This window comes from Brevundimonas sp. SPF441 (assembly GCF_009661015.1).
In the GTDB taxonomy this organism is placed as follows: Bacteria; Pseudomonadota; Alphaproteobacteria; order Caulobacterales; family Caulobacteraceae; genus Brevundimonas; species Brevundimonas vesicularis.
The window spans coordinates 75,002-91,742 of sequence record NZ_WJWX01000008.1 but is presented as its reverse complement, the minus strand read 5'-3'; the positions used below and the strand labels follow the sequence as shown (position 1 = coordinate 91,742).

Annotated in this window: 13 protein-coding genes; 5 read left to right on the top strand and 8 right to left on the bottom strand. The window is 67.8% G+C overall.

What is annotated here, in order from left to right:
* The first annotated feature begins 7 nt into the window (after positions 1 to 7).
* Complete coding sequence (locus GGC30_RS07035; RefSeq protein WP_228763644.1) at positions 8 to 883, top strand: peptidylprolyl isomerase; 876 nt, start codon at positions 8 to 10, stop codon at positions 881 to 883.
* On the opposite strand, the gene GGC30_RS07030 is transcribed toward GGC30_RS07035, so the two are convergent.
* Entirely contained in the window at positions 884 to 1,984 is a 1,101-nt protein-coding gene (locus tag GGC30_RS07030) for a Ppx/GppA phosphatase family protein (protein ID WP_153923238.1), read from the bottom strand.
* Between the two features lie 145 nt (positions 1,985 to 2,129).
* Here GGC30_RS07030 and hspQ point away from each other — a divergent pair, with 145 nt between their 5' ends.
* Both hspQ and phhA read left to right on the top strand, forming a co-directional pair.
* Positions 2,130 to 2,438 (top strand): heat shock protein HspQ, encoded by a 309-nt coding sequence (hspQ, locus tag GGC30_RS07025; protein WP_017504111.1) that lies wholly within the window; start codon positions 2,130 to 2,132, stop codon positions 2,436 to 2,438.
* 55 nt (positions 2,439 to 2,493) lie between these two features.
* A complete protein-coding gene (phhA, locus tag GGC30_RS07020) occupies positions 2,494 to 3,369 on the top strand; it encodes a phenylalanine 4-monooxygenase (protein ID WP_153923237.1) in 876 nt (291 codons plus the stop codon).
* A 6-nt stretch (positions 3,370 to 3,375) separates the two neighbouring features.
* Here phhA and GGC30_RS07015 read toward each other — a convergent pair whose 3' ends face one another.
* The 5 genes from GGC30_RS07015 to GGC30_RS06995 are packed head-to-tail and all read right to left on the bottom strand — an operon-like array spanning position 3,376 to position 9,675.
* Complete coding sequence (locus GGC30_RS07015; RefSeq protein ID WP_153923236.1) at positions 3,376 to 4,662, bottom strand: MFS transporter; 1,287 nt, start codon at positions 4,660 to 4,662, stop codon at positions 3,376 to 3,378.
* Between the two features lie 7 nt (positions 4,663 to 4,669).
* Positions 4,670 to 6,007 carry an N-succinylarginine dihydrolase gene (astB, locus tag GGC30_RS07010; protein ID WP_153923235.1) on the bottom strand — a complete coding sequence of 446 codons (1,338 nt, stop codon included), beginning with the start codon at positions 6,005 to 6,007 and terminating at the stop codon, positions 4,670 to 4,672.
* Entirely contained in the window at positions 6,004 to 7,419 is a 1,416-nt protein-coding gene (astD, locus tag GGC30_RS07005) for a succinylglutamate-semialdehyde dehydrogenase (RefSeq protein WP_153923234.1), read from the bottom strand. The genes astB and astD overlap by 4 nt, the downstream gene beginning before the upstream one ends.
* Positions 7,416 to 8,423: an arginine N-succinyltransferase gene (locus GGC30_RS07000; RefSeq protein ID WP_055808094.1), complete on the bottom strand. Its 1,008-nt coding sequence runs from the start codon at positions 8,421 to 8,423 to the stop codon at positions 7,416 to 7,418. Before GGC30_RS07000 ends, astD begins: the two co-directional genes overlap by 4 nt.
* 1 nt (position 8,424) lies before the next feature.
* Complete coding sequence (locus GGC30_RS06995) at positions 8,425 to 9,675, bottom strand: hydrolase (protein WP_153923233.1); 1,251 nt, start codon at positions 9,673 to 9,675, stop codon at positions 8,425 to 8,427.
* A gap of 95 nt (positions 9,676 to 9,770) precedes the next feature.
* Between GGC30_RS06995 and GGC30_RS06990 the strand changes: the two genes are divergently transcribed.
* Positions 9,771 to 10,313 carry a hypothetical protein gene (locus tag GGC30_RS06990; protein WP_153923232.1) on the top strand — a complete coding sequence of 181 codons (543 nt, stop codon included), beginning with the start codon at positions 9,771 to 9,773 and terminating at the stop codon, positions 10,311 to 10,313.
* Positions 10,313 to 10,654, top strand: coding sequence for an arsenate reductase (glutaredoxin) (gene arsC / locus GGC30_RS06985; protein ID WP_153923231.1), 342 nt, complete (start codon positions 10,313 to 10,315; stop codon positions 10,652 to 10,654). The genes GGC30_RS06990 and arsC overlap by 1 nt, the downstream gene beginning before the upstream one ends.
* A gap of 21 nt (positions 10,655 to 10,675) precedes the next feature.
* On the opposite strand, the gene GGC30_RS06980 is transcribed toward arsC, so the two are convergent.
* Positions 10,676 to 14,914, bottom strand: coding sequence for a translocation/assembly module TamB domain-containing protein (locus GGC30_RS06980; protein ID WP_153923230.1), 4,239 nt, complete (start codon positions 14,912 to 14,914; stop codon positions 10,676 to 10,678).
* The gene (locus GGC30_RS06975; RefSeq protein ID WP_153923229.1) at positions 14,911 to 16,701 is read right to left on the bottom strand and encodes an autotransporter assembly complex family protein; all 1,791 of its coding nucleotides are present in this window, start codon (positions 16,699 to 16,701) and stop codon (positions 14,911 to 14,913) included. The genes GGC30_RS06980 and GGC30_RS06975 overlap by 4 nt, the downstream gene beginning before the upstream one ends.
* Positions 16,702 to 16,741: the final 40 nt, after the last annotated feature.

Here is a 16,741-nt window from a genome sequence, read left to right as displayed (position 1 = left end):
GGGGACGATGACGATACGAACGATGGCGATGGCGGCGGCCGTGCTGGCTGCGACGGCGGGCGCCGCCCTGGCGCAAGACGCGACCGCCGTTCCCGCGCCTCCGCCGCCGCCTGGTGAATGGAGGACCATCGCGCCCGAGAACCTGCTGGTCATCGACACCAACAAGGGGCGAGTTCTGGTCGAACTGGCGCCCCAGATCGCGCCCGCCCATGTCGAACGCATCAAGCTGCTGGCGTCGCGCGGCTTTTTCGACAACCTGGTCTGGCACCGGGTGATCGATTGGTTCATGGCCCAGACCGGCGATCCGCTGGGCACGGGCGAGGGGCAGAGCTGGTATCCCGACCTGAAGGCCGAGTTCACCTTCCGCCGTGGCGCGGACATGGCCTTCACCCCGGTGGCGGCCCCGGTCGGCGCCCTGGTCGGCTTTGTCGATTCCATCCCGGTCCAGACCCAGCCCGACGCCCTGATGTCCGGCACCAGCGACAAGAAGGTGCACGGTTGGGCCCTGTATTGCCCGGGCGTCGCGGGCATGGCGCGAGACGAGGGCAACGACACCGCCAACAGCCAGTTCTTCCTGATGCGTCAGGCCTATCCGGCCCTGGACAAGCGCTACACCGTCTGGGGTCGGGTCGTGTCCGGCCTGGACGTCGTGCGATCGCTGAAGGCCAGCGACACGCCGGATGGTTTGGTCCAGGGACCGGATCAGATGACCCGCGTCCGCGTGGCGTCAGATCTGCCCGAAGCCGAACGTCCGACGGCGGCCGTCCTGAACACCAACTCCGCCACCTTCCAGACCCTGGCGCAGCAGGCGCGTCAGGCGCGCGGCGCGGATTTCTCGGTCTGCGACATCGAACTGCCGGTGCGCGTCACGCCCGCCGCCTGATCAGGCGGCGGAGGCCGGCCGCCCCCGTCCGCGCCGACGACGCCGTCCCCTCGGCGGCTTCTTGTCTTCGCGCATTCGTTGCAGCAGCAAGCCTTCGCGCAGGCCCCGATCCGCGACCCGCACCCGTTCCGACGGCCAGGCGCGCTGCACCGCCTCCAGGATGGCGGCGCCCGCCAAAACGAGGTCCGCCCGATCGGGACCGATGCAGGCCTCGCGCGCCCGGCCGTCCGGACCCAGCGCCTTCAGCCGATCCGCCGCCGCCTCGCAGTCGGCGCGCGTCATCCACAAGCCATCGACCCGGTCGCGATTGTAGCGCGGCAGATTCAGGTGAATGCCCGCCAGGCTGGTGATCGCGCCCGAGGTGCCGACCAGATGCGCCCGGTTCTGCCGGAACAGCTCCAGCATCGGGTCGTCGATGATCCCGCCCGCTGCAATGGCCGCGCCCATGTCGGCGACCATCGCCTCGTACCAGGCCTCGCCGGAGTTCGGGGGCTCGGGATGCCGCTCGGCCAGGGTCACGACCCCCACCGGCGCCGACATCCAGGCGGTGGTCGTCCAGTCGGTCCCGCTGCGCTTCAGCCACGACATCTCGGTCGAGCCGCCGCCGACATCGATGACCAGCACGGCCTCGGCCTTGGGATCGATCAGGTTCAGGCATCCCTCGACCGCCAGCCGCGCCTCTTCGGCGGGATCGATGATCCGCAAACGCAGGCCCGTGCCCCTGCGAACACGGTCGATGAAGTCGGCGCCGTTCTCGGCCGCGCGGCAGGCCTGGGTGGCGACGGCGCTCAGTCGCGCGGAATCGACGCCCTTGCGCACGATCCGCTCGGCGCACAGGGCCAGGGCGTCGTAGGCCCGGTCCATGGCGCGCGGGTCCAGAAGGCCCGTCCGCGACAGCCCTTCGCCCAGCCGCACGATGCGGCTGAAGCTGTCGACCACGCGAAAGCCTTCGCGTGACGGCCGCGCGATCAGCAGCCGGCAATTGTTGGTCCCCAGATCGAGCGCGCCATACAGCGGCGCATCTCGACCCGACGCATCCCGCGAACGGGAAGGCTGGGACCGCTCGTCGCGCCGTCGAGGCGCGCCGTGGGTCTCCGGCATGGGCCGTCATCCGTTGTGGGCGGTCCAAAGCGGCGCCCGTCCTGGTCAGCCTAACCCGCCAGGATCGTCCGCGCCAAGCCATTCTGTCAGGAAGATGAACAGACCGGCAGGCATTGGGGTCATGCGCTGATTTGTATGAAGTGCGATGACCCGCATTCAGACCGCACGTTTCGCCATTGGCCAGATCGTCCGCCACCGCGACGACGCCTTTCGTGGCGTCGTGATGGATGTGGATCACGCCTATGAGGGACCGGCCGGTGAAAGCGGCCTGGTCAGACCGGACCAGCCCTTCTACCGCGTCTTCGCTTTGGGAGAGGATGGCGGCTTTGTCGCCTATGCGGCCGAAGGTGCACTTGAAGACGGCGATTCCGTGCTGCTGCCCGACGACGCCGAGCGGTGGTTCACCACCGACGGCATGGGCCACCACGCACCGCTGGACGAACGTCTGCACTGACGGTTGGAAGCCGTGGCGGCTCCGGGCTAGGATGGCGGCAAAAGAGGAATACGCCATGTCCGACTTCGAACACGTCTTCGAAAAGCCGCCCGAGGGCGCGGCCGCCGACTGGACCATTCCCCAGAACTGGGCCGCCTATACCGAGGTCGAGCACCAGACCTGGGACACGCTTTACGCCCGGCAGATGAAGATCCTGCCCGGTCGCGCCTGCGACGCCTTCATGCGGGGACTGGACGCGCTGGATTTGAACGCGGGCGGCATTCCCGACTTCGACGTGATCAATCCCAAGCTTCAGGCCCTGACCGGCTGGACGGTTGTCTGCGTGCCGGGCCTGGTGCCGGACGAGGTCTTTTTCGACCATCTGGCCAATCGCCGCTTCGTCTCGGGCCAGTTTATCCGCAAGCCGGACCAGCTGGATTATCTCCAAGAGCCCGACATCTTCCACGACGTCTTCGGCCACGTGCCGATGCTGACCGACCCCGATTTCGCCGCCTACATGGAGGCCTATGGCAAGGGCGGTCAGCGGGCGGCGGGCCTTGGGATGCTGCCGAACCTGGCGCGCCTGTACTGGTACACGGTCGAGTTTGGTCTGATGAAGGAGGCGGACGGCCTTCGCATCTACGGCGCCGGCATCGTCTCCTCGGCGACCGAGAGCGTCTTTGCTCTGGACGATCCGTCGCCCAACCGCCTGGGTTTCGACCTGGAGCGGGTGATGCGGACCCTGTACCGGATCGACGACTTCCAGCAGGTCTATTTCGTCATCGACAGCCTGGAAGCTCTGAAGGACGAGACTCTCAAGGACTTCGGCCCGGTCTATGCGGCGCTGAAAGGCAAGGACGACCTCGCCATCGAAACCGTCCTGCCGACCGACCACGTCTCCACCCGCGGCACCCAGGCCTACGCCCAGCGCGGCGGGCGGTTCGCGGCCTGATCGGCGTTAGGTGTGCGTGATCAGACTGTTGTGCTTGGTGTCGCGCATGCGGATGAAGGTCAGCAGCGACAGCCCGATCATCCCGGTCACGTACCAGAAGAAGACGCTCTCGACGCCCGCGCCCTTCAGCCATAGCGCCACATATTCCGCCGTGCCTCCGAACACCGCATTGGCGATGGCGTAAGGCAGAGCGACGCCGAGGGCGCGGATGTGGGCGGGAAACAGCTCGGCCTTCACCACCGCATTGATCGCGGTGTAGCCCGACACGATCACCAGACCGACCAGCGCCAAGAGGAAGGCGACGAAAGGGCTTTCGACCGTCGATAGGGTCGTCATGATGGGTACGGTGCACAACACCCCCAGCACGCCGAAAGCGATCATCACGGGGCGCCGTCCCACCCTGTCCGAAAGCGCGCCGACCCCCGGTTGAAGCAGCATGAAGACGAACAGGGCCGCCGCGCTGATTTCGGTCGCCGTGTTCTTGGAGAACCCGCTCGTATTGACCAGGAACTTCTGGAGGTAGGTCGTGTAGGTGTAGAAGGCCAAGGTGCCGCCGGCCGTCAGGCCCAGCACCATCAAGGCCTCTTTCGGGTGTTTCAGGATCAGCTGCACGGCGCTGGATTTCGGGGCGTCCTTGGCCTCGGTCGCCTTATGCGTCTCGTCCAGACGGCGACGCAGCCAGAAGACGACGACCGCCAGGCCCGCGCCGACGAAGAAGGGAATGCGCCAGCCCCACGAGGCCAGCGCCGTCTCGCTCAGCGTGTTCTGCAGCACGATCAACAGCAGCAGGGCGATCAATTGACCCGAGATCAGGGTGACGTACTGGAAGCTGGACCAGAAGCCTCGGCGATGCGGCTCGGCCATTTCGGACAGATAGGTGGCGCTGGATCCGTATTCTCCGCCGACGCTCAGCCCCTGTAACAGCCGCGCGAACAGCAGCAGCGCCGGCGCCGCCAGGCCGATCGTGGCATAGCCGGGCGTCACGCCGATGATCAGCGAACCGGTGCACATCAGGGTCACCGAAAGGGTCAACCCCGCCTTGCGACCTTTGCGGTCGGCATAGACCCCCATGATCCATGCCCCGATAGGCCGCATCAAGAAGCCCACCGCAAAGACGGCGGCGGCGCTCAGCAGTTGCGCCGTCGGGTCTTCGCTGGGGAAGAAGACGGGCGCGAAATACAGGGTGAAGGCCGCATAGGCGTACCAGTCGAACCACTCCACCAGATTGCCGGCCGATCCGCCGACGATATTTCTCAATCGGCGGGCGGGGCTCATGGGCGCTGTGGTCGTCATGGCCGTATCAGCCTCTCTGGAAGGGGTAGAAGTCGGTTCCTAGGTTCAGGATCGTCGTCAGTTCGTCCAGCGCGCCCCGGCTCTCGGTGAGCAGGTCGGGGTCGGCCAGATCGGGGGGGCGCAGTTCGTCGCGGTACCAGCGCCCGGCCCAGTCCGACAGACGCGCATGCAGTTCGTCGGTCAGGCGCATGGCCGGGTTCGTCGCCGCAAGCTCGGCCTCAGTCAGCACGACACGCAGGCGCAGGCAGGCCGGTCCGCCGCCGTTGCGCATCGACTGGCGCACGTCGACATATTGCACCCGACCGATCGGACCGTTGGAGGCGGCCAGCGCTTGCGCCACCGCATGGCTGCGTGGGTTGTCGCGGGTCTCGGTCGGGCAGATCAGGGTCAGGCGATCCTCGCCCGGGACTTGGATCAGCATGGAGTTGAACAGATAGCTCGAGATCGCGTCGGCCAGCGGCAGGTCGGCGGACGACACCTCGACGAAGATCGGCTCAAACAGGCCATCGGCCGCACGGCGAATGGCAGCCTGGGTTGCGGCCGTGTCCTCGAACGCCAACTCGTGGAAGAACAGGGTATCCAGCGCCCCGACGCAGACCACGTCGTTGTGAAAGGTGCCGCCGGCGATGGCGGCGCGGGACTGCTGGGCCAGGACCGGCCGTCCGGCCTCGTGGCGGCGCACGATGGCTTCCGACGCTTCGCGCGTCTGACGGGCGGGGAAGGGGCCGTCCCAAGGCTCGAACGCCTCGCGACCCCAGACCAGCAGATTGACGCCGCGACCGCCATGCTCGGCGCACAGGCGAACGTGGTTTGCGGCGCCTTCGTCGGCCAGATGGGCGACCGCGGGCAGGGCGTCGTGGACGGCGAACCGGCTGGCGTCGGGAAACAGAGCGTCCAGGGCGCGCTTGGTTTGCCGGTGCTCCAGGCTGCGGTGCAGATTGGTGTGCAGATTGGCCGGCGTGAAATGCACCCGGCTGTCAGCGGCGTCGGCGCTGGGCGTCACGGTCGCGGCGTTGGCGGCCCACATGGGCGAGGCCGAACAGGCGGCGGCGGCGAACGAGGGCGCGCTCCGCCAAGCCCGCTCCAGGACCTGGGCGACCGAGCCGGTGAAACCCAGGGTCCGCAGGAAGGGGATATTCGGTCGCTCATGCGGCGGCAGGACGAACTGGGGCAGGCCCAGGTCGGCCAGGGTCTTCATCTTGTCGAGGCCCTGAAGCACGGCCGCGCGGGGATTGGACGCCTCACCCTTGTTCAGGCTGGAGGCCAGATTGCCGGGCGACAGACCAGCGTAGGAATGGGTCGGCCCGATCAGACCGTCGGCGTTGGCCTCCACAGCGCTGATCATCGCAATCCCTTGATCTCGCCTTCGATGTTGGCGACGGCGTCGGCCTCGAAACTGGCGACCGGATAGGCGCAATAGTCAGCAGCGTAATAGGCGCTGGGCCGGTGGTTGCCGCTGGCCCCCAAGCCGCCGAACGGCATGTCGCCGGCGGCGCCGGTGGTCGGGCGGTTGAAGTTGACCACGCCGGCGCGGATGCGGCGGATGAAGTGGTCCCAGTTCTTCGGATCATCGCTGACCAGACCGGCGGACAGGCCGTAGCGGGTTGCGTTCGCCGCCTGGATCGCCGCCTCGAACGACCCGACGCGCGTCACTGAAAGGAAGGGAGCGAACATCTCTTCGTCCGGCACGTCGATCCCGGTCACGTCGATAATGGCCGGCTTGACGAAAGCGCCAGGCAGGTTGGCGACCGGCCCCGACGCGCGGATGACCTTGGTCCCCATGTCGATCCGGTCCTGCAACGCCTTCAGCGCCGCCTCGGCGGCACGCGCCGAGATCAGCGGGCCGGCGTACGGTTCGGGATCGCTGTCCCAGGGGCCGAAGATCAGCCGGTCGGACAGGGCGGCGATGGCTTCGATGATCGCATCGCCTTGCGGTCCTTCCGGCACGATCAGGCGACGCGCGCACGAGCAACGCTGGCCGGTGGTGATGAAGGCGGATTGAACCGCAATGCCCGCGACGGCCTCGGCATCCGCTGCGTCCCACACGACCAGTGGGTTATTGCCGCCCAGTTCCAGCGCCAGGATGACATGCGGATCGTCGGCGAACTTTCTGCGGAAATGCGCGCCCGCCGCGCCCGAGCCGGTGAACATCAGGGCGTCGATGCCGGCGTCCAGCAGGGCCGCGCCCGTCTCGCGCCCCCCCTGGACCACATTGACCACGCCGGTGGGCAGATCGGCGGCGGCGAAGGCTTCGGCCATCACCTGACCGACCAGGGGCGTTTCTTCCGACGGCTTGAAGACGACCGTGTCGCCCGCCAGCAGGGCGGGGACGATATGGCCGTTCGGCAGATGGCCGGGGAAGTTGAACGGGCCAAGCACCGCCGCCACACCGTGCGGACGGTGCCGCAGGGTCGCGCGGCCGAACGCCGTGTCGCTGGTCCGTTCGCCGGTGCGCTCGTCATAGGCGCGGATCGAGATGTCCACCTTGCCGATCATGGCGGCGGCCTCGGTCTTGGTCTCCCACAGCGGCTTGCCGGTCTCGCGCGCAATGGCCTCTGCGATCTGGGGCGCGCGGTCTTTCAGGACGGCCTGATAGCGTTTGACGCCCTCGATACGGTCGGCGCGCGGCGCATCGGCCCAGGCGGGGAAGGCGGTGCGGGCGGCGTCGACGGCGGCCTCAACCTGAGCCGGGCTGGCGGCCTCGCCCTCCCAGTTGGTCGCTTCGGTGGCGGGATCGGTGGAGGTGAAACAGGTCATGATTTTACTCGCACAGTGTCTCCGCTGCGCACCTTGAGCGCGGCGGCGGTTTCGGCGGTCAGGCGAACGGCGTCGCCATCGATGTCGGCCTTGGCGCGAACGGCGCGGAAGGCGGCGACGCTGTCGGTTGAGATCAGGGCCGGCAACTCTGCCTCGACGCCCTCGACGATCTGAACCGTCAGGCGCCGGGCGTCGCGCACGGTCCGAATATTGTCGCGGCCGCAGGCGACGGTCGGACCGGCGTCGAAGATGTCGACCAGACCATTGGGCCGGAAGCCCTCGCTTTCCAGCAGCGCCATGGCCGGCACGCCTTGCGGATGGACCTTGCCGATCACCGCGCGGGCCGGTTCGGGCAGCAACTCGGTATAGATCGGGTGGCGCGGCGCCAGGTCCAGGATGAACTGCTTATCCGTCGAGCCGGTCATCCGGTCGGCGTGGTCGAACTCCATCGGGAAGAACTTGTGCGCCACATGGTCCCAGAACGGGCAGGCGCCGTCGGGCGTGAAGACGCCGCGCAACTCCGCCAACACGTTGTCGGCGAACAGCTCGGGCTGGGCGCCGATCAGCATATATCGCGACTGGCTGAGCAGACGGCCCGCGCCGCCCTTTCTCCGATCCGCCTTCAGGAACAGGGACCCGACCTCGGTCCAACCCGTGCATTCATTGACCAGAACCAGCGTCTGATGATCCAGCTTCACCCCCAAGGAGGGCGACTGGACGGTGTTGTTGACAACGCGGAACGAGAAGAAGGGTCGCTTCAGCCCCACCGTCGCCTTGACCGAGCCGACGCCGTCGATGTCGCCCGTGTCGCCGTCCTCCAGCATCAGCGTGTACCAGGCCTCTTGCCAGGGCACGCGACCCTCGAAGCTCGCCTGGCTCAGCTCCAGCCGATCAGCCAGGGCGTCGGGGTCCTCAGGCAGGCTGGTGAAGCCGGGGCCGGACAGGATGGCCAGTTCCAGCAGATGATCGAGATCGGCGGGGCCGGCGGGACGGACGACGAGCATTCTAAAGGGTTTCCATCCGCAGGGATTTCAGTTTGGCCGCATCGATTTCTCCCGACGCGATCTTGCACAGGATCAGAGCGCTGAGTTGGGCGCGCTCGACGAAGCTGTCGGGCCAGGCGAACTCCTGATCTGAATGGATGTCGCCGCCGCGGACGCCCAGGGTGTCGATATTGGGCAGGCCGGCGGCGTGCAGATTGTTGCCCTCGCACACCCCGCCCGACGGTTTCCAGGCGATGGGCTGGCCCAACAGGGCGCCCGCCTCTTTCACCGCTTCGAACAGGGCGGTCTGGGCGGCGTCCATCGGTTTGGGCGCGCGGGTGAAGCCGCCGTGCAGATCCAGTGTCAGGCCGTCGAACGGCGGTGTCGCGGCGATGGCCCGTACGGATGCGTCGATCCAGTCGGCGGCGGCCTTGTCCGGCACCCGGACGTTGAACCGCACCACGGCGTTGTCGGCGACGACGTTCAACGCGCCCCCGCCCGAAATCTTGGCGACGTTGACGGTGACGCCCTCGTGCTGACCGTTCAGGCCGTGAATGGCGGCGGCGATGATGGCGGCGCCGGCCACCGCGTTGCGGCCTTCGTCGAAGGCGCGGCCGGCGTGGGCGGCGCGACCCGTCACGATCAGATGATAGTTGCCGCTGCCCTTGCGCGCCCCCGCCAGTGTGCCATCCGCCAGTGCCGGTTCATAGGTGAGGCCGACATGGCCACGCGCGCCTAGTTCGGCCAGCAGCGGAGCAGACGCCGGCGAGCCGATTTCTTCGTCGGGGCTCAGCAGCACGGTCCAGCCGACGCCGTGTTTGTCTGGATGGGTCTCGAACGCCTCCAGCGCGGACAGAAGCACACTGATGCCGCCCTTCATGTCGGCGACGCCCGGCCCGTTCAGGGCGCCGTCGGCGCGCGTGGTGACGGTCTGAAACCGGCTGTCGGCAGGGAAGACGGTGTCATAGTGGCCGGTCAGCACGACCTGGATCGCGGCCTCCGACCGGGCGGTGATTTTCAGCGCGTCGGCATGGGCTTCGGTCCGCACCGACCCGTCGTCGGCGACGGTGGTCGAACCCTGCGTCGGGAGGCGTTCGACACGGGCGGGAAGGGCGCCGGCCGCCGCTTCTAGAACATCCAGCACAGCATTCAGCCCGGCGGCGTTGCGGCTGCCGGAGTTGATGTTCGCCCAGTCGATGGTGCGGCCGATGATCGTCTCGCGTCGCGCGGCGACGTGGTCGAGGACGGCCTGGTCCGAGGTCAGAATCCGCATCGGCCGGACCCTAGACGCCTCGACCTCAAAGGTGAAGGTCGGGGCCTGTAAGTCGTCGCCGATCACCGCTAGGTTCCGCTCGAAACGAGGGCCCCATGACACGCAATAAGATCGACCTCTGGCTCCGCGCCATGAACCCGCTGAAGCTGCCGCGCGGCATGGCCGAGGCCCAGCGTTCGGCACGCTCGATGGTGATCGGCCTGGTCATCGCCCTGATCGTCGGCCTGATCCCGACCTGGTGGATGTTCACCTCGGGCTGGTTCGAGACGGCGATGAGCGCGGAGTACGCCAGGATGGGTCTGTCGGCGGATCAGTTGGCCATGCAGCAGGAGATGATGACGGTCATCTGGCCGTTCGCCATCGCCTCGGGCGCGATCTTCTCCGTCCTGTTCTATGGGGTCGTGGCGGTGGTTCAGTGGCGCATGATGACGCGCGCCATACCGATCATCATGCTGGCGCTGATCGCCTATAGCGTGGTGGCCAATCTCGGGATGCGGCTGCTGGGGACCTTGCCATCGCCGGACCTGCCGCTGTGGATCAACCTGACGACCTGGCCGGCCATGATCGTGTCGGGCGTGATCTATGTCGCGTCGCTGCAGGGCGCCATGCTGCTGCATCGTCTGAAGCAGGAGGCCTGATGTCGGTCGTCCTCTACCACAACCCGAAATGCAGCACGTCGCGCAACGCCCTCGCCCTGCTGCGCGAACAGGGCGTCGAGCCGACGGTCGTCGAATATCTGAAGACCGGATGGGACCGCGAGACGCTGCAGCGATTGGCGTCCAAAACAGACCTCGAACTGTCCGGCCTGCTGCGTAAAAAGGAGGCTGACGCCAAGGCGCTGCTGGACGCCGGCGCAGATGACGAAGCCATCCTGGCCGCAGCGATCGCTCAGCCGATTTTGATTGAACGTCCGATCGTCGAAACCGACAAAGGCGCCGTCATCGGCCGACCCGTGGAGCGGGTGCTGGAGGTCCTCTAGCGACAGATCCGACGCAGCGGCCTAGCGGTTGCGACCACCCCGGTTCGGACGACGGTCGCCCGCCTCGCGGCTTTCGTGACGCCAGCGGATCGACAGGCTGGTCTGGCCCTGGCCGCCGAACTGCGAGGCGATGGCGACGTTGCGCCGAGGCTGCCATTCGACCTTGACCGCCGCACCGTTCTGACCGCCGCCGATGACCTCCAGATAGACGTCGTCGGTGATGTAGCGACCGCCTGCAACCGTGACCGCTGACGCGTCGCCGCCGAAGGACAGCCGATCCAGACCCGCCAGTTCGCGCAGGTTGCCGATCACGTCGAACCCGCCGCCGCCCGCCAGGGCCGCGACCCCGGCCGCCAGCTGGGCCGCCTCGAAGGCCGACAGCTGCGACGCCGAACGTCCGAACAGCACCTGCGACAGGATTTCGTCCTGGGGCAGGGATGGGGTCGAGGTCAGGGCGATCTTGGGCTCGGCGGCCGTTCCGGTGACGTTGATCGAAGCGGTCAGGGCCGCATCTTCACGCGTCGCCGCCAGGTTCAGACGGATCTGCTTGGGATCGGTCGACAGGGTGACGCGCCCGGTGTCGTCGAATACAAACCGCTTGCCCGCGAACTCATAATCGCCGCGCACCACATTGGCCGTGCCGGTCAGTTGCGGCTGGGCGATCGTGCCGCGCACCCGGGCGTTCACGTCCAGGATCACGTTCAGGCCGCGACCGTTGACCCGCACCTTGCCGCCGCTGGAACGCAGGACGATGTCCATGCCGATCTGCGGACCGCGCGCCTTCTGCTCGGTCTCCTCTGGATCGCCGCCGGGACGATTGATCTCGACCACATCCATCGAGACGATGCCGGTGGCGCCGGGCAGTTCCGGTTCGATCTTGGCCTCGTCGATGTCGATGCGGCCGCCCAGCTGAATATTGCCGTCGGCGCCGCGAACGATGGTGATCGGGCCCGAGGCGCGCGCCTCGGCGATATCGTTGTCGATGACCCGGAACCGGTTCAGCATCAGTTGCGCGTTCGATCCGGAGCCTTGGCGCAGGCCAATGCGGCCCTGGCCGGACACCGTGCCGCCCTTGCCGTCGTTGGCCGTGAAGGTCTCGATCTGGGCGGCGGTGTCGTCGAACCGGGTCCGCAGCGTCAGGTCGCTGAGCACCAGGCCGACCGCGTTTTCGCGATAGGAGCCCTGGCTCAGATCGAACCGGCCGTTCAGACGCGGTGCGTTCAGCGTCCCGCCGATCGTCGCCTGACCCGCCACCTGACCCGCCAGGCTGCGGTCGCCGCCCAGGAACAGGTCCCAGATCGGCTGGATCTGTCCGTTGATCGACACCCGGCCCGACATTTCGCGCGTCCGGGCGATGGCCAGGCGCAGCGGCGCGGCCGAGGCCTCGACCGGCAGGACGACATCGGCGGACGCCTGAACCGCGCCTTCGTCGACCGCCGTCGCCTTGATGCTCAGCCGGTCGCCCGCCAGTGTTGCGTCAACGCGTCCGTCGACGGCCAGGCCGCGCGGCGCATCAATGCTGCGCACGTTCTGGAGCGCGATATTGGCCGTGCCCGACAGATCGCTGCCGGCGCCGCGCAGCGCGACCTGACCGGTTACGCTGCCGCGCAGTTCGGGCGAGATGGAGCCCAGATCGACCCGCGTCAGGTCGGCCTGGATCGCGGCGCCGCGCGCATCTTGACGCAGGTCGGCCAGCAGCACGCCGCCGCCCACGCCCAGATCCAGATGCGCCGTGCGCGTAGCCCCATTCAGGGTGATCGAGGCCGGGCTGCGGGTCGTGAAGGCCACCTCGCGCACCCGGCCGCCGCCGCGCAGCGTCAGACGGTGCGTCGTGTTCTGACGCGAATAGACGCCCGTGCCGTTGAACTGGGCCGGGTTAGGGCCGCCCACGTCCAGCGCCAGGGTGAAGGGCAGGTTGTTCAGCGTGCCGCGCCCGTCCAGATCCAGATTACGAATGATCCAGCTCTGACCGGCCAGCCGGACGTTGCGACCGCTGACGTCCAGAATGGCGCTGTCCGATCCGCCGCCGTCGGTCAGCCGCACCCGTCCGTTAGCTTCGCCCGAAGCCAGGAAGGCCCCTGCGCGCGCCGAGAAGGTCAGGTCCGCGCTGGAGGGAATGCTGTCGGACAGGGCGATGGCGCCCCGGGCCGTCACGCCGCCGGCGTCCACGTCCAGATCGCTGAGCCGAATGCGCTTGCCGCCCAGGAAGAAGTTGCCCGAGGCGCGCGCCGGACCATAGTTCGAGCCGCTGACCACCGAAATCCGGCCGTCCGACGCATCTGCGCCCTTGCGGAAGCTCAGCGTCAGATCGGCGTTGTTCAGCGTCAGCGCGCCGGCCGTGACCTGCTGGAAGCCGGCGGTCAGATCGACGCGCGGCTGGGCCAGAGTGCCGGTCAGGGCGCCGCGTCCGTTCATGTCGCCGCCGATCTCGACCGGCCCGGCCGCGAACGGGCCACGCGCGTTCCAGTCCAGCGCCAGCCTCAGCTTGCCGGCGGTTTCGATAATGCCCTTGGCCCCCGCGCGACCGGCCGCGCCGGTCAGTTCACCGCGCTCGACCTCGATGCGTCCGCCGTTCAGCTTGCCGGCCAGTTGCAGGCGCGGCGTCTTGCCGAGCAGGCGATCCAGTTCGTCCAGACCCACCGTCAGATTGCGGCCCCGTCCGTCGAAGTTCAGCACCCACGGCGCGCCGGCCCGCGCCGACGAAGCCCGGATCGGACCGCCGAAGGCGCCGCGCGCATCGGGCAGCACGCGCCTGGCGTCGGTCAGTTGCGCCTCGCCGCGGAAGTTCATCCCGCCCAGCAGATTGCGCGAGCCCGAGCCGTTCAGCGTCAGGCCCTGGCCCTGCAGATCGACCTTGGTCAGCAGGATGGCGCCATCCTTCATCCGCGCCGCCTTCATCTGCACGCGTGGGGCGGGACCCAAGAGGCCGCCGATGATGCCTTCGCCCGATCCGCCGTTCGCGCGAATGTCGCCGTCGAGATCAATCCGGCCGTTCTTGACCGCGACGTTCAACGGTCCGGCGATGCGCGTGGCGCGATAGCTGGCGACATTGGCGTTCAGCAGGGTGACCTGGCCATCGAGCGTCCAGGTCTGGGCGTCACCCTTGAACAGGCCGGAATAGGCCGCTGGGCCCGCCACATCGGACCCGACCAGCCGGCTCAGCGAGGCCGTCTGAATATTCAGACTGATTCCATCGGGCGAACTGCGATCGGAGTTGCGGATCAGGCCGCGCGCCTCGGACTGGACGTTGTCGGAAATCAGCTTCCACGCCACGCCCTGGCTGGCCTTGTCCGGCGTAGGAACCATGGCGAAGCCGAACCGCGCGGTGCGGCCGATCTTGGTGACGAAGGGCGCCAGCAGGTCCGAGTTGCTGAAGTCGGCGAAGCCCGCGACGCGAGAGCCCTTGTCGCCGAAATGGCCTTGGACGATCAGGGGGACGAACTGTCCCGTCTGAACCCGCGCATTGACGACATCCGCGTTCAGAACCGCGACCGCCGAGAACGGCTGATCCGGCGAATAGCCCAAGGCCCCCGCCAGCGGTCCGCCCTGAGCCTCATTGGCGCGCAGATTCAGGCGCGTGTCTTCCAGCTTGCCGCCGAAGGTCGCCGCCAGACGCAGGAAGTCGCCCGGCCGGTTCAGGCTGTCGGCGTTGACCGTCGCGCTCTTGGCCCCGGCGCGCGGCAGGCTGGCGTTCCCCGACAGGCTCCAACGGCCGTATTCCTTGGAAAAACCTTCCATCAGTTCGATGTTGGCCGCGAACTTGTCGATGCGGACCGAGATCGGCTGAGGGCTGGGCGGTTCGCCAGTGGGCGGCTCGACCACAGGACGGCGTAGGACGCGAATGGTCTCGGCCTTGATGTCGTTCGCATGGAAACTGCGGCCCAGCAGGGCCAGATACGACCAGTCCATGCTGAGGTTGTTCGCCTCCAGCCAGATGCCCTGACTGTCGGCCAGTGTGATGCGATCGATGGTGAAATCACTGAGCAGATCGCCCTTCAGCCCATAGACCTTCAGCCGGGCGTAGCGGCTGATCTTCAGGTCCTGAAGCCGTTGCAGCACCATGTCGCGACCGCCGTCCGAGGCGATGTAGTAACGCCCTCCGACCAGGGCGGCGGCGATCAGCACCAGCAGTCCGGCCAGCACGACGCCCACGCCCAGGGCGATGCGTCTGATCAGCCCGCGACGCGGCTTGGCGGGCCGCGCGGCCTTGGCCGGCATCGTCGCGTCTTCAGGCGTGGCTTCGGGCGGTGTATCGGTCAAAACGCCTGCCCGATGCTGATGTAGATCTGGAAGGCGGAATCGCCCTCACGCTTGTTCAGCGGCATGGCGACGTCCGCCCGGATTGGTCCGAACGGCAGCATGTAGCGCACGCCCACACCCGCGCCGTAACGCATGTTGGTCAGGTTCGGCGTCTCCTGAAAGCCCACGGAGCCGGCGTCGACGAAAGCGACGGCCTGGAAGCTCTGACCGATCGACTGGCGCACCTCGAACGAAGTTTCGAACAGCGACAGACCGCCCCGCGGCGTGCCGTCCGGCAGTTGCGGATTGACGTTCTGGTACGAATAGCCCCGCACCGAACCCCCGCCGCCGGAATAGAACAGACGGTCGGCCGGCACGTTCAGCTCGCTGCCGCCGACGATGGAGCCGATCTTCATGCGCCCGGCCAGGATGGTGCGATCACCCGCGACGGGGAAATAGGCGGTGCCTTGCGTTTCGGTGCGCAGGAATAGGATGTTGCTCTCGCCGGTCACCGCCGTCGGCTGAACCGCCAGATTGACCCGCCAGCCCTTGGTCGGGTTCAGCGGATCGTTGGAGCGGTCGATGTAGGCGCTGGTCCGCGCGGTGATGATGGCCAGATCACGGTCGAAGGTCACACTCTGCGGGGGCAGGGTGGTGAAGTCGTAGCGGGTTTCGCTGTAGCGCCCGGCGTCCAGCCCGATTCCGTAGTTGAAATAGGAGGTCTTGCCGATCCGCTGTTGCAGGTCGGCGTACAGAACCACGGCGGTGCGCAGATAGGCGTCGGTGTCTTCGTTGACGACTGCCGCGCCCAGCTTCAGCGTCCGGCCGGGGCGACGCCAGTGGGGCAGGGAGAGGTCGGCGCCGATCCGGCTGTCGATGTCGGCCAGCCTAGCCTCCAGCCTCAGGGTGTCGGCGCGGCCGAAGCGGTTGTAGCGGGTCTGGATCACATCCACGCCCGCACCCTCCGCCGTCGACCAGGTGGCGCCGGCCTCCAGCACGCGACGGGGGCGGTCTTGTAGGCTGACCACGACGGGGCGATGACCATCGGCGGTAATCTGGTCCAGCGGCGACAACGCGACGCTGACGCCGTCATAGACGCCGGTGTCCAGCAGCCGGCGTTCTAGCTCCGCGACCATCTCGGGATCGTAGCGATCGCCCTCGTTCCACGGCGCAAGGCCCGCGACCCAGGCGGGATTAGTGCGGCCCTGGCTTGTCAGACGCACGCCGTCCAGACGCACAAGCGCGCCGGAAGCGATGCGATACTCCGGCGCGACGGTGAAGGCCGCGTGATCCACCACGACACGGCGCGGATTGGCCTTGGCGTCGGCATAGCCGTCACGCACCAACGCCGCCACGGCCCGACCTTCGCCGGATATGACGTCTGCCGCTCTACCTGGATCGCCCGCCTTCAGCGCGATCGCAGTCTTCGCCTTGTCCGCCGCCTCGGCCTCCGGCGCTGGATCGGCCCACTGGATCGTTGGATCGGTCAGCAGGAAACGGCGCCCCGGTTCGACCGCGACCACCGCGATCGGCGTCTCCTCACCCTCGACGATGTCTTCGACGACCGGTTGATAGTAGCCTTCGGACCGCAGCAGGGCGGTCGCCGAGGTCACGGCGCTCTCGGCGCGACGACGGGCCTCGAAGCGGCTGGCCGGCGCGCCGTCAACCTCGCCCACGGCCCGCTCCAGCGCCCGCCGCAGATCGCCGTCCATGTCGCCCCGGATTTGTGCGCGGGGTTCCGCCGCCGCTGCATGGGCGCAGGCCGAAAACGCCGCGAGGGCGACCAGCAGGGTAGGCCTGAACGTCAAACTCGATCTTTCGTCAAAAGGACGCCCCCCGGCATACCTG